The sequence below is a fragment of the Stenotrophomonas riyadhensis genome (assembly GCF_040256885.1).
In the GTDB taxonomy this organism is placed as follows: Bacteria; Pseudomonadota; Gammaproteobacteria; order Xanthomonadales; family Xanthomonadaceae; genus Stenotrophomonas; species Stenotrophomonas riyadhensis.
In genome coordinates this window covers 2,178,714-2,194,396 of the sequence record NZ_CP155568.1, presented here as the reverse complement: position 1 = coordinate 2,194,396, position 15,683 = coordinate 2,178,714, and the positions used below count along the sequence as shown (strand labels likewise).

14 protein-coding genes are annotated in these 15,683 nt (G+C 65.7%); all 14 read left to right on the top strand.

Annotation, left to right across the window (positions count from 1 at the left end; genetic code table 11):
- Positions 1-37 precede the first annotated feature (37 nt).
- The 14 genes from flgG (at position 38) to rpoN (ending at position 15,672) form a co-directional block, all read left to right on the top strand.
- On the top strand, positions 38-823 hold the full coding sequence (gene flgG, locus SriyCCGPB3_RS10325) for a flagellar basal-body rod protein FlgG (protein WP_005409571.1): 786 nt from the start codon (positions 38-40) through the stop codon (positions 821-823).
- A 22-nt stretch (positions 824-845) separates the two neighbouring features.
- Positions 846-1,538 (top strand): flagellar basal body L-ring protein FlgH, encoded by a 693-nt coding sequence (gene flgH / locus SriyCCGPB3_RS10320; protein WP_088025898.1) that lies wholly within the window; start codon positions 846-848, stop codon positions 1,536-1,538.
- 8 nt (positions 1,539-1,546) lie between these two features.
- Positions 1,547-2,677 carry a flagellar basal body P-ring protein FlgI gene (locus SriyCCGPB3_RS10315; protein WP_429000823.1) on the top strand — a complete coding sequence of 377 codons (1,131 nt, stop codon included), beginning with the start codon at positions 1,547-1,549 and terminating at the stop codon, positions 2,675-2,677.
- 1 nt (position 2,678) lies between these two features.
- Positions 2,679-3,878, top strand: a complete 1,200-nt coding sequence (gene flgJ / locus SriyCCGPB3_RS10310; protein ID WP_153855278.1) for a flagellar assembly peptidoglycan hydrolase FlgJ — start codon at positions 2,679-2,681, stop codon at positions 3,876-3,878.
- 8 nt (positions 3,879-3,886) lie between these two features.
- On the top strand, positions 3,887-5,767 hold the full coding sequence (gene flgK, locus SriyCCGPB3_RS10305) for a flagellar hook-associated protein FlgK (protein WP_153855277.1): 1,881 nt from the start codon (positions 3,887-3,889) through the stop codon (positions 5,765-5,767).
- A complete protein-coding gene (flgL, locus tag SriyCCGPB3_RS10300; RefSeq protein ID WP_180854440.1) occupies positions 5,764-6,966 on the top strand; it encodes a flagellar hook-associated protein FlgL in 1,203 nt (400 codons plus the stop codon). The genes flgK and flgL overlap by 4 nt, the downstream gene beginning before the upstream one ends.
- Positions 6,967-7,362: 396 nt before the next feature.
- Entirely contained in the window at positions 7,363-8,601 is a 1,239-nt protein-coding gene (locus SriyCCGPB3_RS10295; RefSeq protein ID WP_094001365.1) for a flagellin, read from the top strand.
- A gap of 71 nt (positions 8,602-8,672) precedes the next feature.
- Complete coding sequence (locus SriyCCGPB3_RS10290; RefSeq protein ID WP_350260262.1) at positions 8,673-9,917, top strand: flagellin; 1,245 nt, start codon at positions 8,673-8,675, stop codon at positions 9,915-9,917.
- Positions 9,918-10,389: 472 nt separating this feature from the next.
- Positions 10,390-11,805 carry a flagellar filament capping protein FliD gene (fliD, locus tag SriyCCGPB3_RS10285; RefSeq protein ID WP_350260370.1) on the top strand — a complete coding sequence of 472 codons (1,416 nt, stop codon included), beginning with the start codon at positions 10,390-10,392 and terminating at the stop codon, positions 11,803-11,805.
- 128 nt (positions 11,806-11,933) lie between these two features.
- Entirely contained in the window at positions 11,934-12,350 is a 417-nt protein-coding gene (gene fliS / locus SriyCCGPB3_RS10280; RefSeq protein WP_248860484.1) for a flagellar export chaperone FliS, read from the top strand.
- Positions 12,347-12,640, top strand: coding sequence for a hypothetical protein (locus SriyCCGPB3_RS10275; RefSeq protein ID WP_010485909.1), 294 nt, complete (start codon positions 12,347-12,349; stop codon positions 12,638-12,640). The genes fliS and SriyCCGPB3_RS10275 overlap by 4 nt, the downstream gene beginning before the upstream one ends.
- Positions 12,637-13,215, top strand: a complete 579-nt coding sequence (locus tag SriyCCGPB3_RS10270) for a PilZ domain-containing protein (RefSeq protein WP_180859210.1) — start codon at positions 12,637-12,639, stop codon at positions 13,213-13,215. The genes SriyCCGPB3_RS10275 and SriyCCGPB3_RS10270 overlap by 4 nt, the downstream gene beginning before the upstream one ends.
- A 92-nt stretch (positions 13,216-13,307) precedes the next feature.
- Positions 13,308-13,940 (top strand): response regulator, encoded by a 633-nt coding sequence (locus SriyCCGPB3_RS10265; protein WP_005413261.1) that lies wholly within the window; start codon positions 13,308-13,310, stop codon positions 13,938-13,940.
- 322 nt (positions 13,941-14,262) lie between these two features.
- Positions 14,263-15,672, top strand: a complete 1,410-nt coding sequence (rpoN, locus tag SriyCCGPB3_RS10260; RefSeq protein WP_350260261.1) for an RNA polymerase factor sigma-54 — start codon at positions 14,263-14,265, stop codon at positions 15,670-15,672.
- The last annotated feature ends 11 nt before the right edge of the window (positions 15,673-15,683 follow it).

Genomic DNA, 15,683 nt, shown 5'->3' with positions numbered 1-15,683 from the left:
CACCACGCGGCCGGCTCCACCAGACAGGACACCGAAGATGAACCAGGCATTGTGGATCGCGAAAACCGGACTGGATGCGCAGCAGATGCGCATGTCGGTGGTTTCCAACAACCTCGCCAACACCAACACCACCGGCTTCAAGCAGGACCGTGCCAGCTTCGAGGACCTGCTGTACCAGCAGGTGCGCCAGCCCGGTGGTTCCTCGTCGGCACAGACGCAGCTGCCGACCGGCCTGCAGCTGGGCACCGGCGTGCGCGTGGTCGCCACCGCCAAGAACTTCGAACAGGGTGGCCAGCAGCAGACCGGCCGCGCCCTCGACGTGATGGTCAACGGTCGCGGCTTCTTCGAAGTGCAGATGCCCGACGGCAGCTCGGCCTACACCCGTGATGGCTCGTTCAAGATCAACCAGGACAGCGAGCTGGTCACCAACAGCGGCTACCCGGTGCAGCCAGGCATCCAGATTCCCGAAGGCGCGCAATCGGTAACCATCGGTACCGACGGCACCATCAGCGTGAAGATGGCCGACGGCGCCGCTTCGGTGGAAGTCGGCGCGCTGACCCTGACCGATTTCGTCAATCCGGCTGGCCTGCAGGCCCGTGGCGAGAATCTGTTCCTCGAGACCACTGCGTCCGGCCCGGCACAGAACGGCAACCCCGGCCTCAACGGCCTCGGCACCGTGGTGCAGGGCGCGCTGGAAGGCAGCAACGTCAACGTGGTGGAAGAGCTGGTGTCGATGATCGAAACCCAGCGCGCCTACGAAATGAACGCCAAGGCGATCTCCACGACCGATTCGATGCTCGGCTATCTCAACAACAAGCTCTGACCGGCCAAACCGGGAAACCGCCATGTCGCCCATTTCCAACTTCGCCCGCACTGCCCTCGCCTGCGCCGTGGCCGCCCTGCTCGGTGGCTGCGTGATCGCGGGCGACGTGCGCCCCTACCCGACGATGGCACCGATCCAGCCGATCATGCCGCCGCAGGCACAGCCGACCGCCGGTGCGATCTACGCTGCCGGCCCGACGCTGCAGCTGTATTCGGACCGGCGCGCACGCGATGTCGGCGACCTGCTGACCATCACGCTGCTGGAAAACACCACCGCGCAGACCAGTGCCAACACCGCCACCAACAAGGAATCGAACCTGAGCCTGGGCACACCGTCCATTCTCGGCGCACCGGTCACCCTCGGCGGCAAGGACATCCTCAGCGCATCGGCGGCGGGCAAGCGTGACTTCACCGGCAAGGGCAACAGCGCGCAGAGCAACCGCCTGCAGGGCAGCGTCACCGTCACCGTGGTGCAGCGCCTGCCCAACGGCAACCTGGTGGTGCAGGGGCAGAAGAACCTGCGGCTGAACCAGGGCGATGAACTGGTGCAGGTGCAGGGCATCGTGCGCCCGGGCGACATCAGCCAGGACAACACCATTCCGTCCAGCCGCGTGGCCGAGGCCCGCATCGTCTACGGCGGCCGCGGTCCCGTCGCGCAGTCCAACGCGATGGGCTGGCTGAGCCGCTTCTTCAACTCCGGCCTGACGCCGTTCTGAGTATGGCCATGAAACTCTTCCTCTCTTTTTCCTGGCAGCGCCGCGTGGCGTCGTTCGTCGCGCTGATGCTGCTGGTCGTGGCAGCCCCGGCCAGCGCCGAGCGCATCAAGGACCTGGCCCAGGTCGGTGGCGTGCGCGGCAATGCGCTGGTGGGTTATGGCCTGGTGGTCGGCCTGGATGGCAGCGGCGATCGCACCAGCCAGGCCCCCTTCACCGTGCAGAGCCTGAAGAACCTGCTCGGCGAGCTGGGCGTCAATGTGCCGCCGAACGTCAATCCGCAGCTGAAGAACGTGGCGGCGGTCGCCATCCACGCCGAGCTGCCGCCGTTCGCCAAGCCCGGCCAGCCGATCGACATCACGGTCTCCTCGATCGGCAACGCGGTCTCGCTGCGCGGCGGTTCGCTGCTGATGGCACCGCTGCGCGGTGCCGATGGCCAGATCTATGCCATCGCCCAGGGCAACCTGATCGTCGGCGGCTTCGGTGCGCAGGGCAAGGATGGTTCCCGTGTCTCGGTGAACGTGCCCAGCGTCGGCCGCATTCCCAACGGTGCCACGGTTGAACGCGCCCTGCCCGATCCGCTGGCCAACGGCGGCGACATCACCCTGAACCTGCACAACAACGACTTCACCACGGTCTCGCGCATGGTCGCCGCGCTCAACAACGCCTTCGGCGAAGGCGCCGCACGCGCGATCGACGGCGTGACCGTCGCGGTCACTGCACCGACCGACCCGGGCGCGCGCATCGGCCTGCTGGCGCGCATCGAGAACCTGGAGCTGACCCCAGGCAGCGCCCCGGCCAAGGTGGTGGTCAATTCGCGTACCGGCACCGTGGTCATCGGCCAGCAGGTGCGGGTGGGACCGGCGGCGATTTCGCATGGTTCGCTGACCGTGACCATCCAGGAAAACACCAACGTCAGCCAGCCCAATGCCCTGTCCGGCGGCCGTACCGTGGCCAGCCCGCAGTCGACCATCACCGCCACCAACGACGGCAGCCGCATGTTCAAGTTCAGCGGCGGTACCACCCTGGACGAGATCGTGCACGCGGTGAACGCGGTTGGCGCGGCACCGGGCGATCTCATCGCGATCCTGGAAGCCCTGAAGCAGGCCGGCGCATTGAGTGCCGAGCTCGAGGTGATCTGATATGCGCATCACTCCCGCATTCGATCTGCACCCGGCGCAACAGAACGATCCGGCCAAGATCGACAAGGTCGCGCGCCAACTGGAAGGCCAGTTCGCGCAGATGCTGGTCAAGAGCATGCGTGACGCCAGCTTCGGCGACTCGCTGTTCCCCGGCGAAAACAAGATGTTCCGCGAGATGTACGACCAGAAGATTGCCGAGGCGATGACCCGCGGCAAGGGCCTGGGCCTGTCGGGCATGATCAGCCGGCAGCTGTCCGGCCAGGCCGCCGAGGGCCCGGCGCTGGATACCCGCGTGGACCCGGCCAAGGCCAGTCGTGCCTACCAGCTCAATGCACCGGCCAAGCCGGCACCGTCGCTGCCGCTGGAAGACGGCAGCCAGGCGGTGCGCCTGCTGCAGCAGATGGCCGCCGGTGCGCAGCACGGTGCGCAGGCCGCGGTCGCGCCGATGGAACAGGCGCTGGACCTGATCGCCGGGCGCGAGAGCAGCAGCATGCACCGCTCGCTGGGCACCGACGATCCGTACATCGGCAGCCTGCAGGGCGAGGACTGGGCCGCCAACAGCGACCAGTGGTCGGCCACCGCCAGCAATCGCGGCACCGCGATCAGCCCGGCCGATGCAATGGCCACCCGTACCGCCGTCGCCCAGCTGGGCGAGCACACCCCCGAAGGCTTCGTCGCCAGTATCTGGCAGCACGCGCAGAGCGCGGCGAAGGAACTGGGCGTGGATGCCCGCGCCCTGGTCGCCCAGGCGGCGCTGGAAACCGGCTGGGGCAAGCGCCACATCAAGCACGCCGATGGCAGTACTTCGCACAACCTGTTCGGTATCAAGGCCAATGGCTGGAACGGCCAGCGCGCCGTGGCCGGCACCCATGAATACGTCGACGGCGTACGCCGCAATGAGACCGCCAGCTTCCGCGCCTACAGCTCGCCGGCCGAGAGCTTCGCCGACTACGTGCGCCTGCTGAAGACCAGCCCGCGCTATCAGCAGGCCCTGCAGGCCGGCACCGACGTGCAGGGCTTCGCCCGCGGCCTGCAGCGCGCCGGCTATGCCACCGATCCGCGCTACGCGGCCAAGATCGCCGCGATCGCCGGCGGCCCGACCATCGAGCGCGCCGTCAGTGCCGTGGCCGATGCCGGCTTGCGCCTTGGCCAGACCTTCGCCAGCACCGCAACCGCGGCGCTGGGTATCACTCGTCGTTGAGGAACCCCATGTCCAGCGTACTTTCCACCGGTACTGGTGCCCTGCTCGCCTTCCAGCGTGCGTTGGCAACCACCAGCCACAACGTGGCCAACCTCAATACCCCCGGCTACAGCCGGCAGAAGGTCAACTTCGCCACCGCTGATCCGCAGAACTACGGCTATGGCACGGTCGGTAACGGCACCCGCATCACCGACATCCGCCGCACCGCCGACCAGCTGGCGATCTCGCGCCTGCTCGACAGCAGCGGTGAGCTGGCGCGCCTGAAGCAGCTCTCCGGCATGGCCGACCGGGTCAACTCGCTGTTCTCCGAAGCCGCCACCAACGTGGCCGGCGTGTGGTCGAACTTCTTCGACTCGGTCAGCGGCCTGTCCTCCAATGCCTCCGGCACGGCCGACCGACAGAACATGCTCGACGGTGGCAAGGCGCTGGCCAACCGCTTCGTGCAGCTCAACACGCACCTGAACAACCTCAACAGCGAGGTCAACAACGGCCTGATGGCCGGTGCCACCGAGGTCAATCGCCTGGCGCAGGAGATCGCGCAGATCAACGGCGCCATCGGCACCAACATCGCCACGGCTGCGCCTGACCTGCTCGATCGCCGCGACCAGCTGATCACCCAGCTGATCGGCTACACCGGTGGCACGGCAGTGATCCAGGACGGCGGCATCATGAATGTCTACACCGCCGGCGGTAACGCGCTGGTGGTGGGTACCACGGCGACCAAGGTCACCACCGTGGCCGACCCGTACCAGCCCGAGCGCCTGCAGCTGGCGCTGGAGACCCAGGGCAACACGATCAGGCTTGACGCAAAGGCGGTCGGTGGCCAGATCGGTGGCCTGCTGGAATTCCGCGACACCGTGCTGACCCCGGCCCAGGCCGAACTGGGCAAGCTCGCAGTGGGCCTGGCCGAAACGTTCAACCAGGCCCATCACCAGGGCGTGGACATGTATGGCCAGCTGGGTGGCGACTTCTTCAACATCGGCAACCCGCGCGTCACCGCCAACAACGCCAATACCGGCAGCGCCAGCCTGAGCGCCACCTATGGCGACCTCGGCAAGCTGGAAGCACAGAACGTGGTGCTGCAGTTCGATGGCACCAACTGGAAGGCCAGCCGTGCCGACACCGGCGCCAACGTTCCGCTGACCGGTACCGGCACCGCTGCCGATCCGCTGGTGATCAACGGCGTCAAGATGGTGGTCGGGGGCACCCCGGCCGCCAATGATCGGTTCCTGCTGCAGCCCACCGCAGGCGTGGCTGGCACCATGGAAGTGGCGATCACCGATCCCTCGCGCATCGCTGCGGCCGCTGCGGTGAAGGGCGCGGCCGCGACCTCCAACACCGGTACCGGCAAACTGAGTGGGGTCACCGTCAGCGATTCGACCAACGCCAACCTGCGCAATCCGGCCGCGATCGTGTTCACCTCGGCCACCACCTACACCATCGATGGCGGCCCGCCGCAGACCTACACCCCCGGCCAGACCATCAGTGCCAACGGGTGGAGCTTCGTGCTGGATGGCGCACCGAAGGTCGGCGACACCTTCAACATCACCCCGACCCCGGCCGGCTCCTCGGACAACAGCAATGCCTCCAAGCTGGCCAAGGTGGAAAGCGCGAAGGCCTTCAATGCCGGCACCGTGACCCTGAACGGCGCACTGGGTGGCCTCACCACCCAGGTCGGTGCCGCCGCGCGCTCGGCCGAGTACTCGCTGGAGGCGCAGCTGGTGATCAATGACAAGGCGCAGGAAGCCCGTGACGAGGTGTCCGGCGTCAATCTGGACGAGGAAGCCGCCGACATGCTGCGCCTGCAGCAGGCCTACCAGGCCGCCTCGCAGCTGATCTCCACCGCCGACAGCATGTTCCAGACAATCCTGGGAGCCGTCCGCCGATGAGCAGCCGCATCTCCACCAGCATGATGTACAACCAGTCGGTGTCGCTGATGATGGCCAAGCAGGCCAAGCTCAGCCATCTGGAGCAGCAGATCGCCACCGGCAGCAAGATCGTCAGCGCCAAGGACGACCCGGTCGGCGCCGGTGCTGCCGTGGGCCTTGATCGCAGCCTGGCCGCCCTGGACCGGATGAAGCTCAATGCCGGCAACGTACAGAACCGGCTGGGCGTGCAGGAAAATACCCTGGCCCAGGTCAACGACCTGATGGGTCGGGTCAACGACCTGACCATCCAGGCCAGCAACCCCGCGTTGAGCGCGTCCGACAAGAAGACGCTGATCACCGAGCTGAACCAGATCCGCGACGGCCTGCTGTCGCTGGCCAACGCCGAAGACGGCACCGGCCGCTATGTGTTCGGCGGCACCAACGATGGTGACCCGCCGTTCGCCAAGATCAACGGCAAGGTGGTCTACCGCGGTGACCAGACCCAGCGCCAGATCGAGGTCGGCCCCGATACCTACGTCCGCGATGCCCTGCCCGGCAGCGAGATCTTCATGCGCATCCCCACCGGCGACGGCTTCGTTGATGGAGCTGCCGCCGCCGGCAATACCGGCAACGGCGTGCTGACCAACATCACCCGCGATGGCAGCGACAGCTGGAACGGCCAGAGCTTCAGCGTCCGCTTCACCGCCGCCAACCAGTACGAGGTGCTGGATGGTGCGGGCAATGTGACCGGCACCGGCACCTACAAGGCCGGTGACGATCTGGAAGTGAACGGCGTACGCCTGCAGATCACCGGTGCGCCTGCCGCAGGCGACAGCTTCAACGTAAAGCCGGCGAGCAGCCGCGACATCTTCGACACCATGGACAAGCTGATCACCGCGCTGGATGCCGACACCGGTACCACCGCGAAGATGAGCGCACAGCAGAACGAATTGCAAAGCGTGCTGCGCGACGTCGCGCGGGCGTCGGAGCGGATGATCGACTCGCGTGCGGCCGGCGGCGCCCAGCTGAAGGCGCTGGACAATGCCGCCGACATGCGTGAAGCCAACAGTGTGACCCTGAAGACCACGCTGTCGCAGATGCGCGACCTGGACTACGCCGATGCGCTGAGCCAGTACCAACTGCAGAGCACCGCACTGCAGGCGGCGCAGACGATCTTCTCGCAGATGCAGTCGATGTCGTTGTTCAACAAGATCGGCTGACGCATCTCCTGCGTCCCCCCTGAAAGGCCGCGATGCCCTGCATCGCGGCCTTTTTCCGTTTCTGCGGCCCATCGCCGAGGTTCGCGCCCGGCGGCCTCCCGCGGATTTTCCGTGATTGCCCATCAAGCCCGGCCGCCCCCCGCCGATACCTTCATCAGCGCTGGTTGGGCATGCCCGACCGCCCCCTTCCGGGATCCCTTTCACGCCCCTCCAGGCTGAAAACCCCGGGAAAACAGCCTCCAACAACGAATTACGGCTTCAACGGAATTCACGGCTAAAGGTTGTTGACAAAGCGCCGTTATTCATTTGGCAACAGCGAAGCACACAGCCACACAAAAAAACAGGCGGCGCTTCGTTTCATTCACCAACGGGTTCCATATAAGAGGAGACGACCCCATGGCACAGGTAATCAACACCAATACGATGTCGCTCAACGCTCAGCGCAACCTGAGCACCAGCGGCAACTCGCTGGCCACCACCATCCAGCGCCTCTCGTCCGGCCTGCGCATCAACAGCGCGAAGGACGACGCCGCCGGCCTGGCGATCTCGGAACGCTTCAGCACCCAGATCCGCGGCCTTGACGTGGCCATCCGCAACGCCAACGACGGTATCTCGCTGGCCCAGGTCGCCGAAGGTTCGCTGAGCGAAGTCGGCAACAACCTGCAGCGTATCCGCGAACTGGCCGTGCAGGCCTCCAACGCCACCAACTCCAGCAGCGACCGCAAGGCCCTGCAGGCCGAAGTGACCCAGCTGGTCAGCGAAATCGACCGCGTCGCCAAGCAGAGCGACTTCAACGGCACCAAGCTGCTGGACGGCTCGTTCACCAGCCAGCTGTTCCAGGTGGGCGCCAATGCGGGCCAGGCCATTGCGATCAACAGCGTGGTGGATGCAAAGGCTGAATCGCTGGGTTCCACCACCTTTGCCGATGTCTACAAGGGCGAGGGACTGACCAACGACAAGGCCGCCACGGACTCGGTGTTCTCGCAGCTGCAGATCACCGTCACTCCGCCCAACGGTGGCACAGCCAAGAGCATCGACGTCGGCGATATCACGGTCAAGGCCGGCGAATCCATCACCGCCGCCACCGCCGCTGCCATCAACGGCAAGCTGGGCGAGACCGGTGTGATGGCCAAGATCGAATCCGGCAAGATCCAGCTGGTATCGGTCAAGGATGGTCAGACATTTGCCCTGGGCAATGGCGGTGCTCCGTCCAAGTCGACTGCCCCAGCCCCGACGCCGGTCACCGACTACAAGGAAATCGGACTGGATCAAGCCACTGGTGGCACCGGTGGCACCATCGGCACCGGCTCCAAGCCCAGCTTCGTCAAGGACATCAACATCACTACCGCTGAAGGCGCCCAGCAGGCCCTGTCGATCGTCGACAAGTCGCTGGAATCAGTCAACAGCGTCCGCGCCGACCTCGGCGCGATCCAGAACCGCTTCACCTCGGTGGTCGCCAACCTGCAGACCTCCTCGGAAAACCTGTCGGCATCCCGCAGCCGCATCCGCGATACCGACTTCGCCAAGGAAACGGCGGAACTCACCCGGACCCAGATCCTGCAGCAGGCCGGCACGGCAATGCTGGCCCAGGCCAACCAGGTCCCCCAGAACGTGCTCAGCCTGTTGCAGCGCTGACATACGGCGCTCCTGAAGCACGTCAGGAGCGTTGATCCCCTCGTACGTGCACTGCTCAAGGAACTTTCCTCATGGCACAAGTCATCAACACCAACACCATGTCGCTCAACGCTCAGCGTAACCTGAGCACGAGCGGCTCCTCGCTGGCCACCACCATCCAGCGTCTGTCGTCGGGTTCCCGTATCAACAGTGCAAAGGACGACGCTGCAGGCCTGGCGATCTCCGAGCGCTTCGGCACCCAGATCCGCGGCATCGACGTCGCCATCCGCAACGCCAACGACGGCATCTCGCTGGCACAGACCGCCGAAGGTTCGCTGTCGGAAATCGGCAACAACCTGCAGCGCATCCGTGAACTGTCGGTACAGTCGGCCAACGCCACCAATTCGACCAGCGACCGCAAGGCCCTGCAGGCCGAAGTGACCCAGCTGGTCAGCGAAATCGACCGCGTCGCCAAGCAGTCGGATTTCAACGGCACCAAGCTGCTGGACGGCTCGTTCTCCAGTCAGTTGTTCCAGGTCGGCGCCAACGCCGGCCAGGCAATTGCCATCGACAAGATCGTCGATGCCAAGGCTGGGTCGCTGGGAGGCGCAACCTTCGACACCAACGGCTTCGCGCTCGCGGACCCGGGAACCAATGCCGATGTCTCGATCAAGGGCCTGAAGATCAACAACGTCACCATCGGCGACGTGGAAGTCAAGAAGGGCGCCGATTCGGCCGCTACTGGCGCAGCTGCGCGCTCTGCACTGGTGTCCGCCATCAACGCCAAGATCGGCGAAACTGGCGTTTTCGCTGAAATCCGTGCAGCGGATCCGGGCGACGCTACGGCGACCCCCCCCGTTCCGGCAGTGGCGGCCGGTATCACCCTGACTTCGGTCAAGAACAGCGTCGACGAAAGTGGCAAGTTCAACGCGATTACCGCCGACACCGGCACTGCAGGCGCCGGTAACCCGCTGGGCGCGTTCACCAAGACCGACGACGCGGCAGCAGCGCTGCTGAAGCCGAAGTTCGCTGCTGACTTGGATATTTCTACGGTCAAGGGTGCTCAGCAAGCACTGGACGTGGTTGACAAGGCGCTGGGCTCTATCAACAGCACCCGTGCAGACCTCGGCGCGATCCAGAACCGCTTCACCTCGGTCGTCGCCAACCTGCAGACCTCGACGGAAAACCTGTCGGCGTCGCGTAGCCGCATCAAGGATACCGACTTCGCCAAGGAAACCGCTGAGCTGACCCGCACCCAGATCCTGCAGCAGGCCGGCACGGCCATGCTGGCCCAGGCCAACCAGGTGCCGCAGGGCGTGCTGAGCCTGCTGCGCTGATACCAGGCAGCCCGGTCCACTACGCATCGACGTAGACGTAGAAGCGGATGCTGCCACCGGCCCCGGCCGGTGGCAGCATCCAACCGGAACTACCGTGCGGCACGAAGGTGCGGGCCATGCCCGGCCCGGGAACATTCCCGAACCGGCGCGGCATCGCCCGCCCCTGCGGACCTCTCTTTCAGCGCTGCACCTTTGACTGTACGTACCGGGCGGCTTCGTCTCCCCCCGATTGTCAGTAGCCTGATCCCTCCCCTGCATTGGGGGAGGGTCTTTTGCAGACTCCAGGCAGCCTGCGGTGAATCCACCCGCACCCTGCCCCAACGCTCCTGCAAACCGCGTGCCAGAACCCTTGCCAGACAACTGGCACGCCGCATGCATCAACGAAGTCCTCAAGACCCAGCGGCGCAGGCCGCTATTTTCGTTGACGACGGGCCACTGCACGGCAGCCAGGCCCGGATACCAGGAGAAAGACATGGCAAGCTTTGGATACGGTGGCATCGGCTCGGGCCTGAACATTTCAGACATCGTCAACCAGCTGGTGGCGGCCGACCGCAAGCCCGCCGACAACGCACTCAACCTGCAGCAGTCCAAGGCCAAACTGCAGTTGTCTTCGATCGGTACGATCACCGCTGCGTTCGACAAGTTGAAGACCTCGCTGACCGCATTGAAGGCCACCACGGCTTTCGATACTCGTATCGTCAATGCCAGCAAAGGTGGCGACAAGGGCACCGACGAGATCCTGACGGCCTCGGTGGCACTGTACGATGTAGGCACCAGCAAGGCAGCCGCTGCCAACGGCACCCATGTGGTCGAAGTCAAATCGCTGGCGACTGCGCACAAGCTGATCGCAGACACATCCATCGCCAAGACCGACACGTTTTCCGCCGGATCCTTGACGCTGACTGTTGGCGTCGGCGACAAGGCCAAGGCCATGAAGATCGAGGTCGAGGATGGCGATACGTTGACCACGATCCGCAACAAGATCGACGCAGCCGGCCGCAAGGAAGGCGTACAAGCCACGTTGATCAGCTCCGGCGACAACCAGTATCTGTCGATTGGGCAGGAAAAGACCGGTGCCGCAAACGCAATCAAACTGGAATATGGCGGAAGCGACACCAAACTTGGCGGCCTGGTCAACAGCCTGAAACAGAACACGCCGGCCGCCGATGCCGAGTTGACCATCGACGGCGTCAAGGTCGTCAGCGCCAGCAATACCGTGACCGATGCCGTTCCGGGCCTGACCCTGAACCTGAAGATGGAAGGCAAGAGTACGGTCACGATTAGTACTGACACCACGGCCGCAACCAAGGTCATGCAGGACTTCGTCAAGGCCTACAACGACGCGCTCGCAGCGATCAATACTGAGACTAAATACGACCTGAAGACCAAGGAAGCCTCGACATTGACCGGCGATGCGCAGATGCGCGGCGCCACCAGCCAGCTCCGGTCGGTGATGTCCGGTGTACTCAAGGAGCTGGCTGGCGACCAGTTGGATTCGAAGGCGATCGGGCTTCAGACACGCGGCTATCCGAATGCCGACGGCTCCCTCGTACTGGATGCCACCAAGTTCGCTGCCGCTCTTGCCAGCCAGCCCGAGAAGATGCGCCAGGCAATCACTGGGGACAAGGGGGGAGCCGGCCAGTTGTACTCACTGGTTGATGGCTACGTCAGCACCACCGTTGGCAAGGAAGGCGCCTTCGTCGCCCGAACCAAGGGCCTGAACACCACGTTGGACAACATCGACAAGCGTCGCAAGGACCTGGACGTCCGCATGAAGGGCGTCGAGGAACGCTACAAGAAGCAGTTCCTGGCACTGGACAGCCTGATGGGCAAACTGCAGCAGAGCAACACCTCGTTGCAGCAGCAGCTGGCACAGCTGAACCGCTAAAGGACTGCGCGCAACGCTCAAGTTTGGCGTGCAACGCACCGATAACGGACGCAACAGCAATCAACGCCGCACCGCCGGCAGCGGTCCCCACGACCGCCCGGCGGCACCCAGCGCAAGGAGAATCACGAATGTACGGTTCCAGCCGTCAATATGCCGAGCAGTACCGCCAGGTGGGAGTGACCAGTGCGGTTGCCGACGCCGATCCGCACAAGCTGGTGGCGATGCTGCTGGCCGGCGCGCTGGAGCGCGTGCGGCGCGCCCAGGCCAGCCTCGAGCGTGGCGACCAGGCCGGCAAGGGCAAGGCGATCGGCGAAGTCTGCGCGATCGTCGGCCACCTCAACGGCTCGTTGGACCATGAGGCCGGCGGCGAGATCGCCGGAAATCTGTCGTCACTCTACGACTACGTGCTGCAGCGCCTGACCGAGGCCAACCTGCACAATGACCGTGCCGCCCTCGACGAAGCCCTGCAGCTGCTGGGCGAGATCGACAGCGCCTGGAACGCCATTCCGATGGAGCAGCGTCGCCCCGCTGCGGTGGCGCCATGAGCCTGCACGAACTGCACGCGCAATTGGATGCCTTCGAGAAGGCCCTGGGCGAAGAGTCCCTCGACCAGGCCGACAGCCTGCTTGATGGCCACGACAGCACCCTGCATGCCCTGCTCAGCCAGCCGCTGACCGCAGCCGATCACGCACCGCTGACCGCGCTGTTCGAACGCCAGCAGAACCTGCTCGGCCTGCTGCGCCAGCGTCGTGATGCAGTGGCCGCACTGATGAACGATGGCCAGCGCTCCCTTCGCGCGGCGCATGCCTATCTGCAGGCAGAATCACTCGCATGACCCAATTGCCGACCACGTCGCTGCACCACCCCGCCGAAAGCGAGCTGTTCGACGAAACGCTCAGCTGCGAGCTGGCCCTGCCGGCCGAGTTCCAGGCAGGCAGCGCCGCTGGTCGCACCAGCAGTGCCGAGGGCCTGCTGCGCAGCCTGGCGCTGGTTGAAGACAGCCGCGTTGACGAGCACGACGACCGCAACGAAGCCAGCCTGCAGCTGCAGCGGCTGGAAGCCAAGCTGGATCTGGCGATGGTGCTGCTCGGCCGGCTGGTGCGCCAGCAGGGCCAGGAACTGACCCTGCGCCCGGTGCGCTGGTCGCGTCGCGGCATCCGCCTGCAGCTGGGCCCACGCAGCGGCGCCAGCCCCGGCCAGGCCGGCCTGGTCCGCCTGCAGCCCAGTGACTGGCTGCCCGACCATATCGATCTGCCGGTGGAAGTGATCGCAGAAGCGGCCGATGGCGGCGGTGGTCACTATCTCTGGCTGCGCTTCCAGCGCCTCGGTGATGGCCTGGAAATGGCGATGGAGCGTCACTTGTTCCGCCTGCACCGTCGTCAGGTAGCCGAGGCGCGCCGGGCACGCTGAAACCTGCCACGCTTGCACAGGACGGACGACCCTTGGCGCGCCCGTTCAGCTAAGTTAAGGTGGACTCCCCATTACGGACCTGCTGCGTGCCTGTGCGAGTTCTCATCGTCGACGATCACACCCTTGTCCGCGCCGGCCTGGCGCGGCTTCTGCAGGGGTTTGCCGACGTGCAGCTCGTCGCCGAGGCCAGCAATGCCGAGCAGGCACTCCAGTTGGCCCTTCAGCACGCCCCGGACGTGGTCCTGATGGACCTGTCTCTGCCCGGGCGCACAGGTCTGGAAGCCCTCAGTGACATCCGCCTGCGCGCCCCCGGCACCCGGGTGGTGATGATGACCATGCACGACGATGCCGCGCACGTGCGCGATGCGCTGGACCGCGGTGCAGTCGGGTTCGTGGTCAAGGATGCGGCGCCGCAGGAGCTGGAACTGGCGCTGCGTGCCGCGCATGCCGGCCAGGTGTTCCTGAGCCCGCAGATCTCGGCCAAGATGCTGGCGCCGATGCTGGGCCGCGAGAAACCCACCGGCATCGCCGCGCTGTCACCGCGCCAGCGCGAGATCCTGCGCCGCATCGGCAAGGGCGAAAGCAACAAGGAAATCGCCGCCGACCTCGGCATCAGCGTCAAGACGGTGGAGACCCACCGCGCACGCATGATGGAGTCGCTGGGCTGCCGCCGCGCCAACGATCTGCTGCTGCTGGCCGCTCGCCACCAGCACGAGCTGGAATGATTGCCTGCGAATGGGGTCAGATTCCTTTCCCATGGAAAGGGATCTGACCCCGCAGCGCCCCTCATCGGCGACGAATTCCCGTCACCCTGACAGGCCCTGACAGGAATCCGTACACGGCGCGACGCAGGCACGGGTCGCCACCCACCACAAATCAACAACTTGGCGACATCCATCGTCAACATTCCGCGTCGATGTAGGGAATACCCCTACACCCTGTCGGGATATCCACGAGAGGCCTCAGGAACCCCCCGATTCCGCCCCCGCCGGATCAAAAGCAAGATGCGTTCCACAAGGCGCCGGGGAGCGGTGCCGGGGAACCACGATGAAGGCTGCACTCTCGACCCAGCTGGGCCAACAACTTCACCTCACCCCGCAGCTGCTGCAGTCGATCCGGCTGCTGCAGCTCGATGGCCTGCACCTGGAACAGGAAATCCAGCGCCTGCTGGACTCCAATCCCCTGCTGGAAATCGAAGAGGCTGAAGCCCCCGCCGCCGAAGCCACCGAGGCCGTCGCCACCACGCTGGAAACCGCTGCGTTCGACGAACTGCCGGAGTCTTCCATGTGGGATGTGGCCGGCGCCAGCTGGCAGGACGGCGACGACGACCGCATGGCGCGCATCGCCGCCGGCGAATCGACCGACCCTCAGCTGCGCGTACTGCAGCGCCTGGCGCTGGACATGGACGACCGCGAGCTGGCCGTGGCCGCCTTCTGGCTGGACCATTGCGATGAGGCAGGCTACCTGCAGGCACCGCTGGACCAGCTGCAGCTGCTGGCCAGCGCCCAGTTCGACATCGCCGCCGACGGCGTCGAAGCCATCCGCCAGCAGCTGCTGCACGGGGAACCTGCTGGAATGGCCGCGCAGGACCTGCGCGAAGGCCTGCAGGCCCAGTTGCGCAGCCTGCACGGCGTAGTCCCCGCCCGCCACCTGGCCGCCCGCATCCTCGATGGCGCGCTCGACGCGCTGGCCGCGCACGACTACCCCGCTCTCGCCCGCCAGCACGATGCCGAAATCGACGACGTGCGCGAAGCCGTGCGCCTGATCCTGTCGCTTCAGCCGCGGCCGGGCGACAGCCTGCTGCCCGAACGCAATGCCGTGGTGGTACCTGACGTGATCGCCTGGCACGCCGACGACCAGTGGAAGGTGGCACTGAACCCGGCCACCAGCCGCCGCGTCTCGATCAACAGCCAGTACGAACAGGCGCTGGCCGAGACCAGCGAGGCCGCACCGGCACTGCGCGAAATGCTGCAGGAAGCACGCTGGTTCAGCCGCGGCCTGTCGATGCGCTATGACACCCTGCTGCGCACCGCGCGGGTGATCGTCGAGCGCCAGGCCGCGTTCCTGGTGCGTGGCGAGGAGGCCATGGCGCCGCTGACCCTGAAGGAAGTGGCCGAGGAAATCGGCATGCACGAGTCCACCGTCTCGCGCATCACCACCGGCAAGTTCCTACAGACCCCGCGCGGCACCTTCGAACTGAAGCACTTCTTCGCCGTGCGCCTGGAAGGTGCCAGCGTCTCCGGCCAGGCCGTGAAGGCCATGGTCCGCCGCCTGATCGACGCCGAACCCGCCGGCCGGCCGCTGGCCGACGAGGCCATCGCCGGCCTGCTGTCGCGCCAGGGGGTGAACATTGCCCGCCGAACCGTCGCAAAATACCGAGAACAACTGGACATCGCCCCGGCCCGTGAACGGCGCCGGCTTGGCGCCAGGCAACCGCAGCTGGCCCGGGTGGGCTGAAAAGGATGTTG

Bases quoted from the DNA above. Each gene is read 5' to 3' on its own strand.
- flgG (WP_005409571.1), top strand. From the start codon at position 38: ATGAACCAGGCATTGTGGATCGCGAAAACCGGACTGGATGCGCAGCAG.
- flgH (WP_088025898.1), top strand. From the start codon at position 846: ATGTCGCCCATTTCCAACTTCGCCCGCACTGCCCTCGCCTGCGCCGTG.
- SriyCCGPB3_RS10315 (WP_429000823.1), top strand. From the start codon at position 1,547: ATGAAACTCTTCCTCTCTTTTTCCTGGCAGCGCCGCGTGGCGTCGTTC.
- flgJ (WP_153855278.1), top strand. From the start codon at position 2,679: ATGCGCATCACTCCCGCATTCGATCTGCACCCGGCGCAACAGAACGAT.
- flgK (WP_153855277.1), top strand. From the start codon at position 3,887: ATGTCCAGCGTACTTTCCACCGGTACTGGTGCCCTGCTCGCCTTCCAG.
- flgL (WP_180854440.1), top strand. From the start codon at position 5,764: ATGAGCAGCCGCATCTCCACCAGCATGATGTACAACCAGTCGGTGTCG.
- SriyCCGPB3_RS10295 (WP_094001365.1), top strand. From the start codon at position 7,363: ATGGCACAGGTAATCAACACCAATACGATGTCGCTCAACGCTCAGCGC.
- SriyCCGPB3_RS10290 (WP_350260262.1), top strand. From the start codon at position 8,673: ATGGCACAAGTCATCAACACCAACACCATGTCGCTCAACGCTCAGCGT.
- fliD (WP_350260370.1), top strand. From the start codon at position 10,390: ATGGCAAGCTTTGGATACGGTGGCATCGGCTCGGGCCTGAACATTTCA.
- fliS (WP_248860484.1), top strand. From the start codon at position 11,934: ATGTACGGTTCCAGCCGTCAATATGCCGAGCAGTACCGCCAGGTGGGA.
- SriyCCGPB3_RS10275 (WP_010485909.1), top strand. From the start codon at position 12,347: ATGAGCCTGCACGAACTGCACGCGCAATTGGATGCCTTCGAGAAGGCC.
- SriyCCGPB3_RS10270 (WP_180859210.1), top strand. From the start codon at position 12,637: ATGACCCAATTGCCGACCACGTCGCTGCACCACCCCGCCGAAAGCGAG.
- rpoN (WP_350260261.1), top strand. From the start codon at position 14,263: ATGAAGGCTGCACTCTCGACCCAGCTGGGCCAACAACTTCACCTCACC.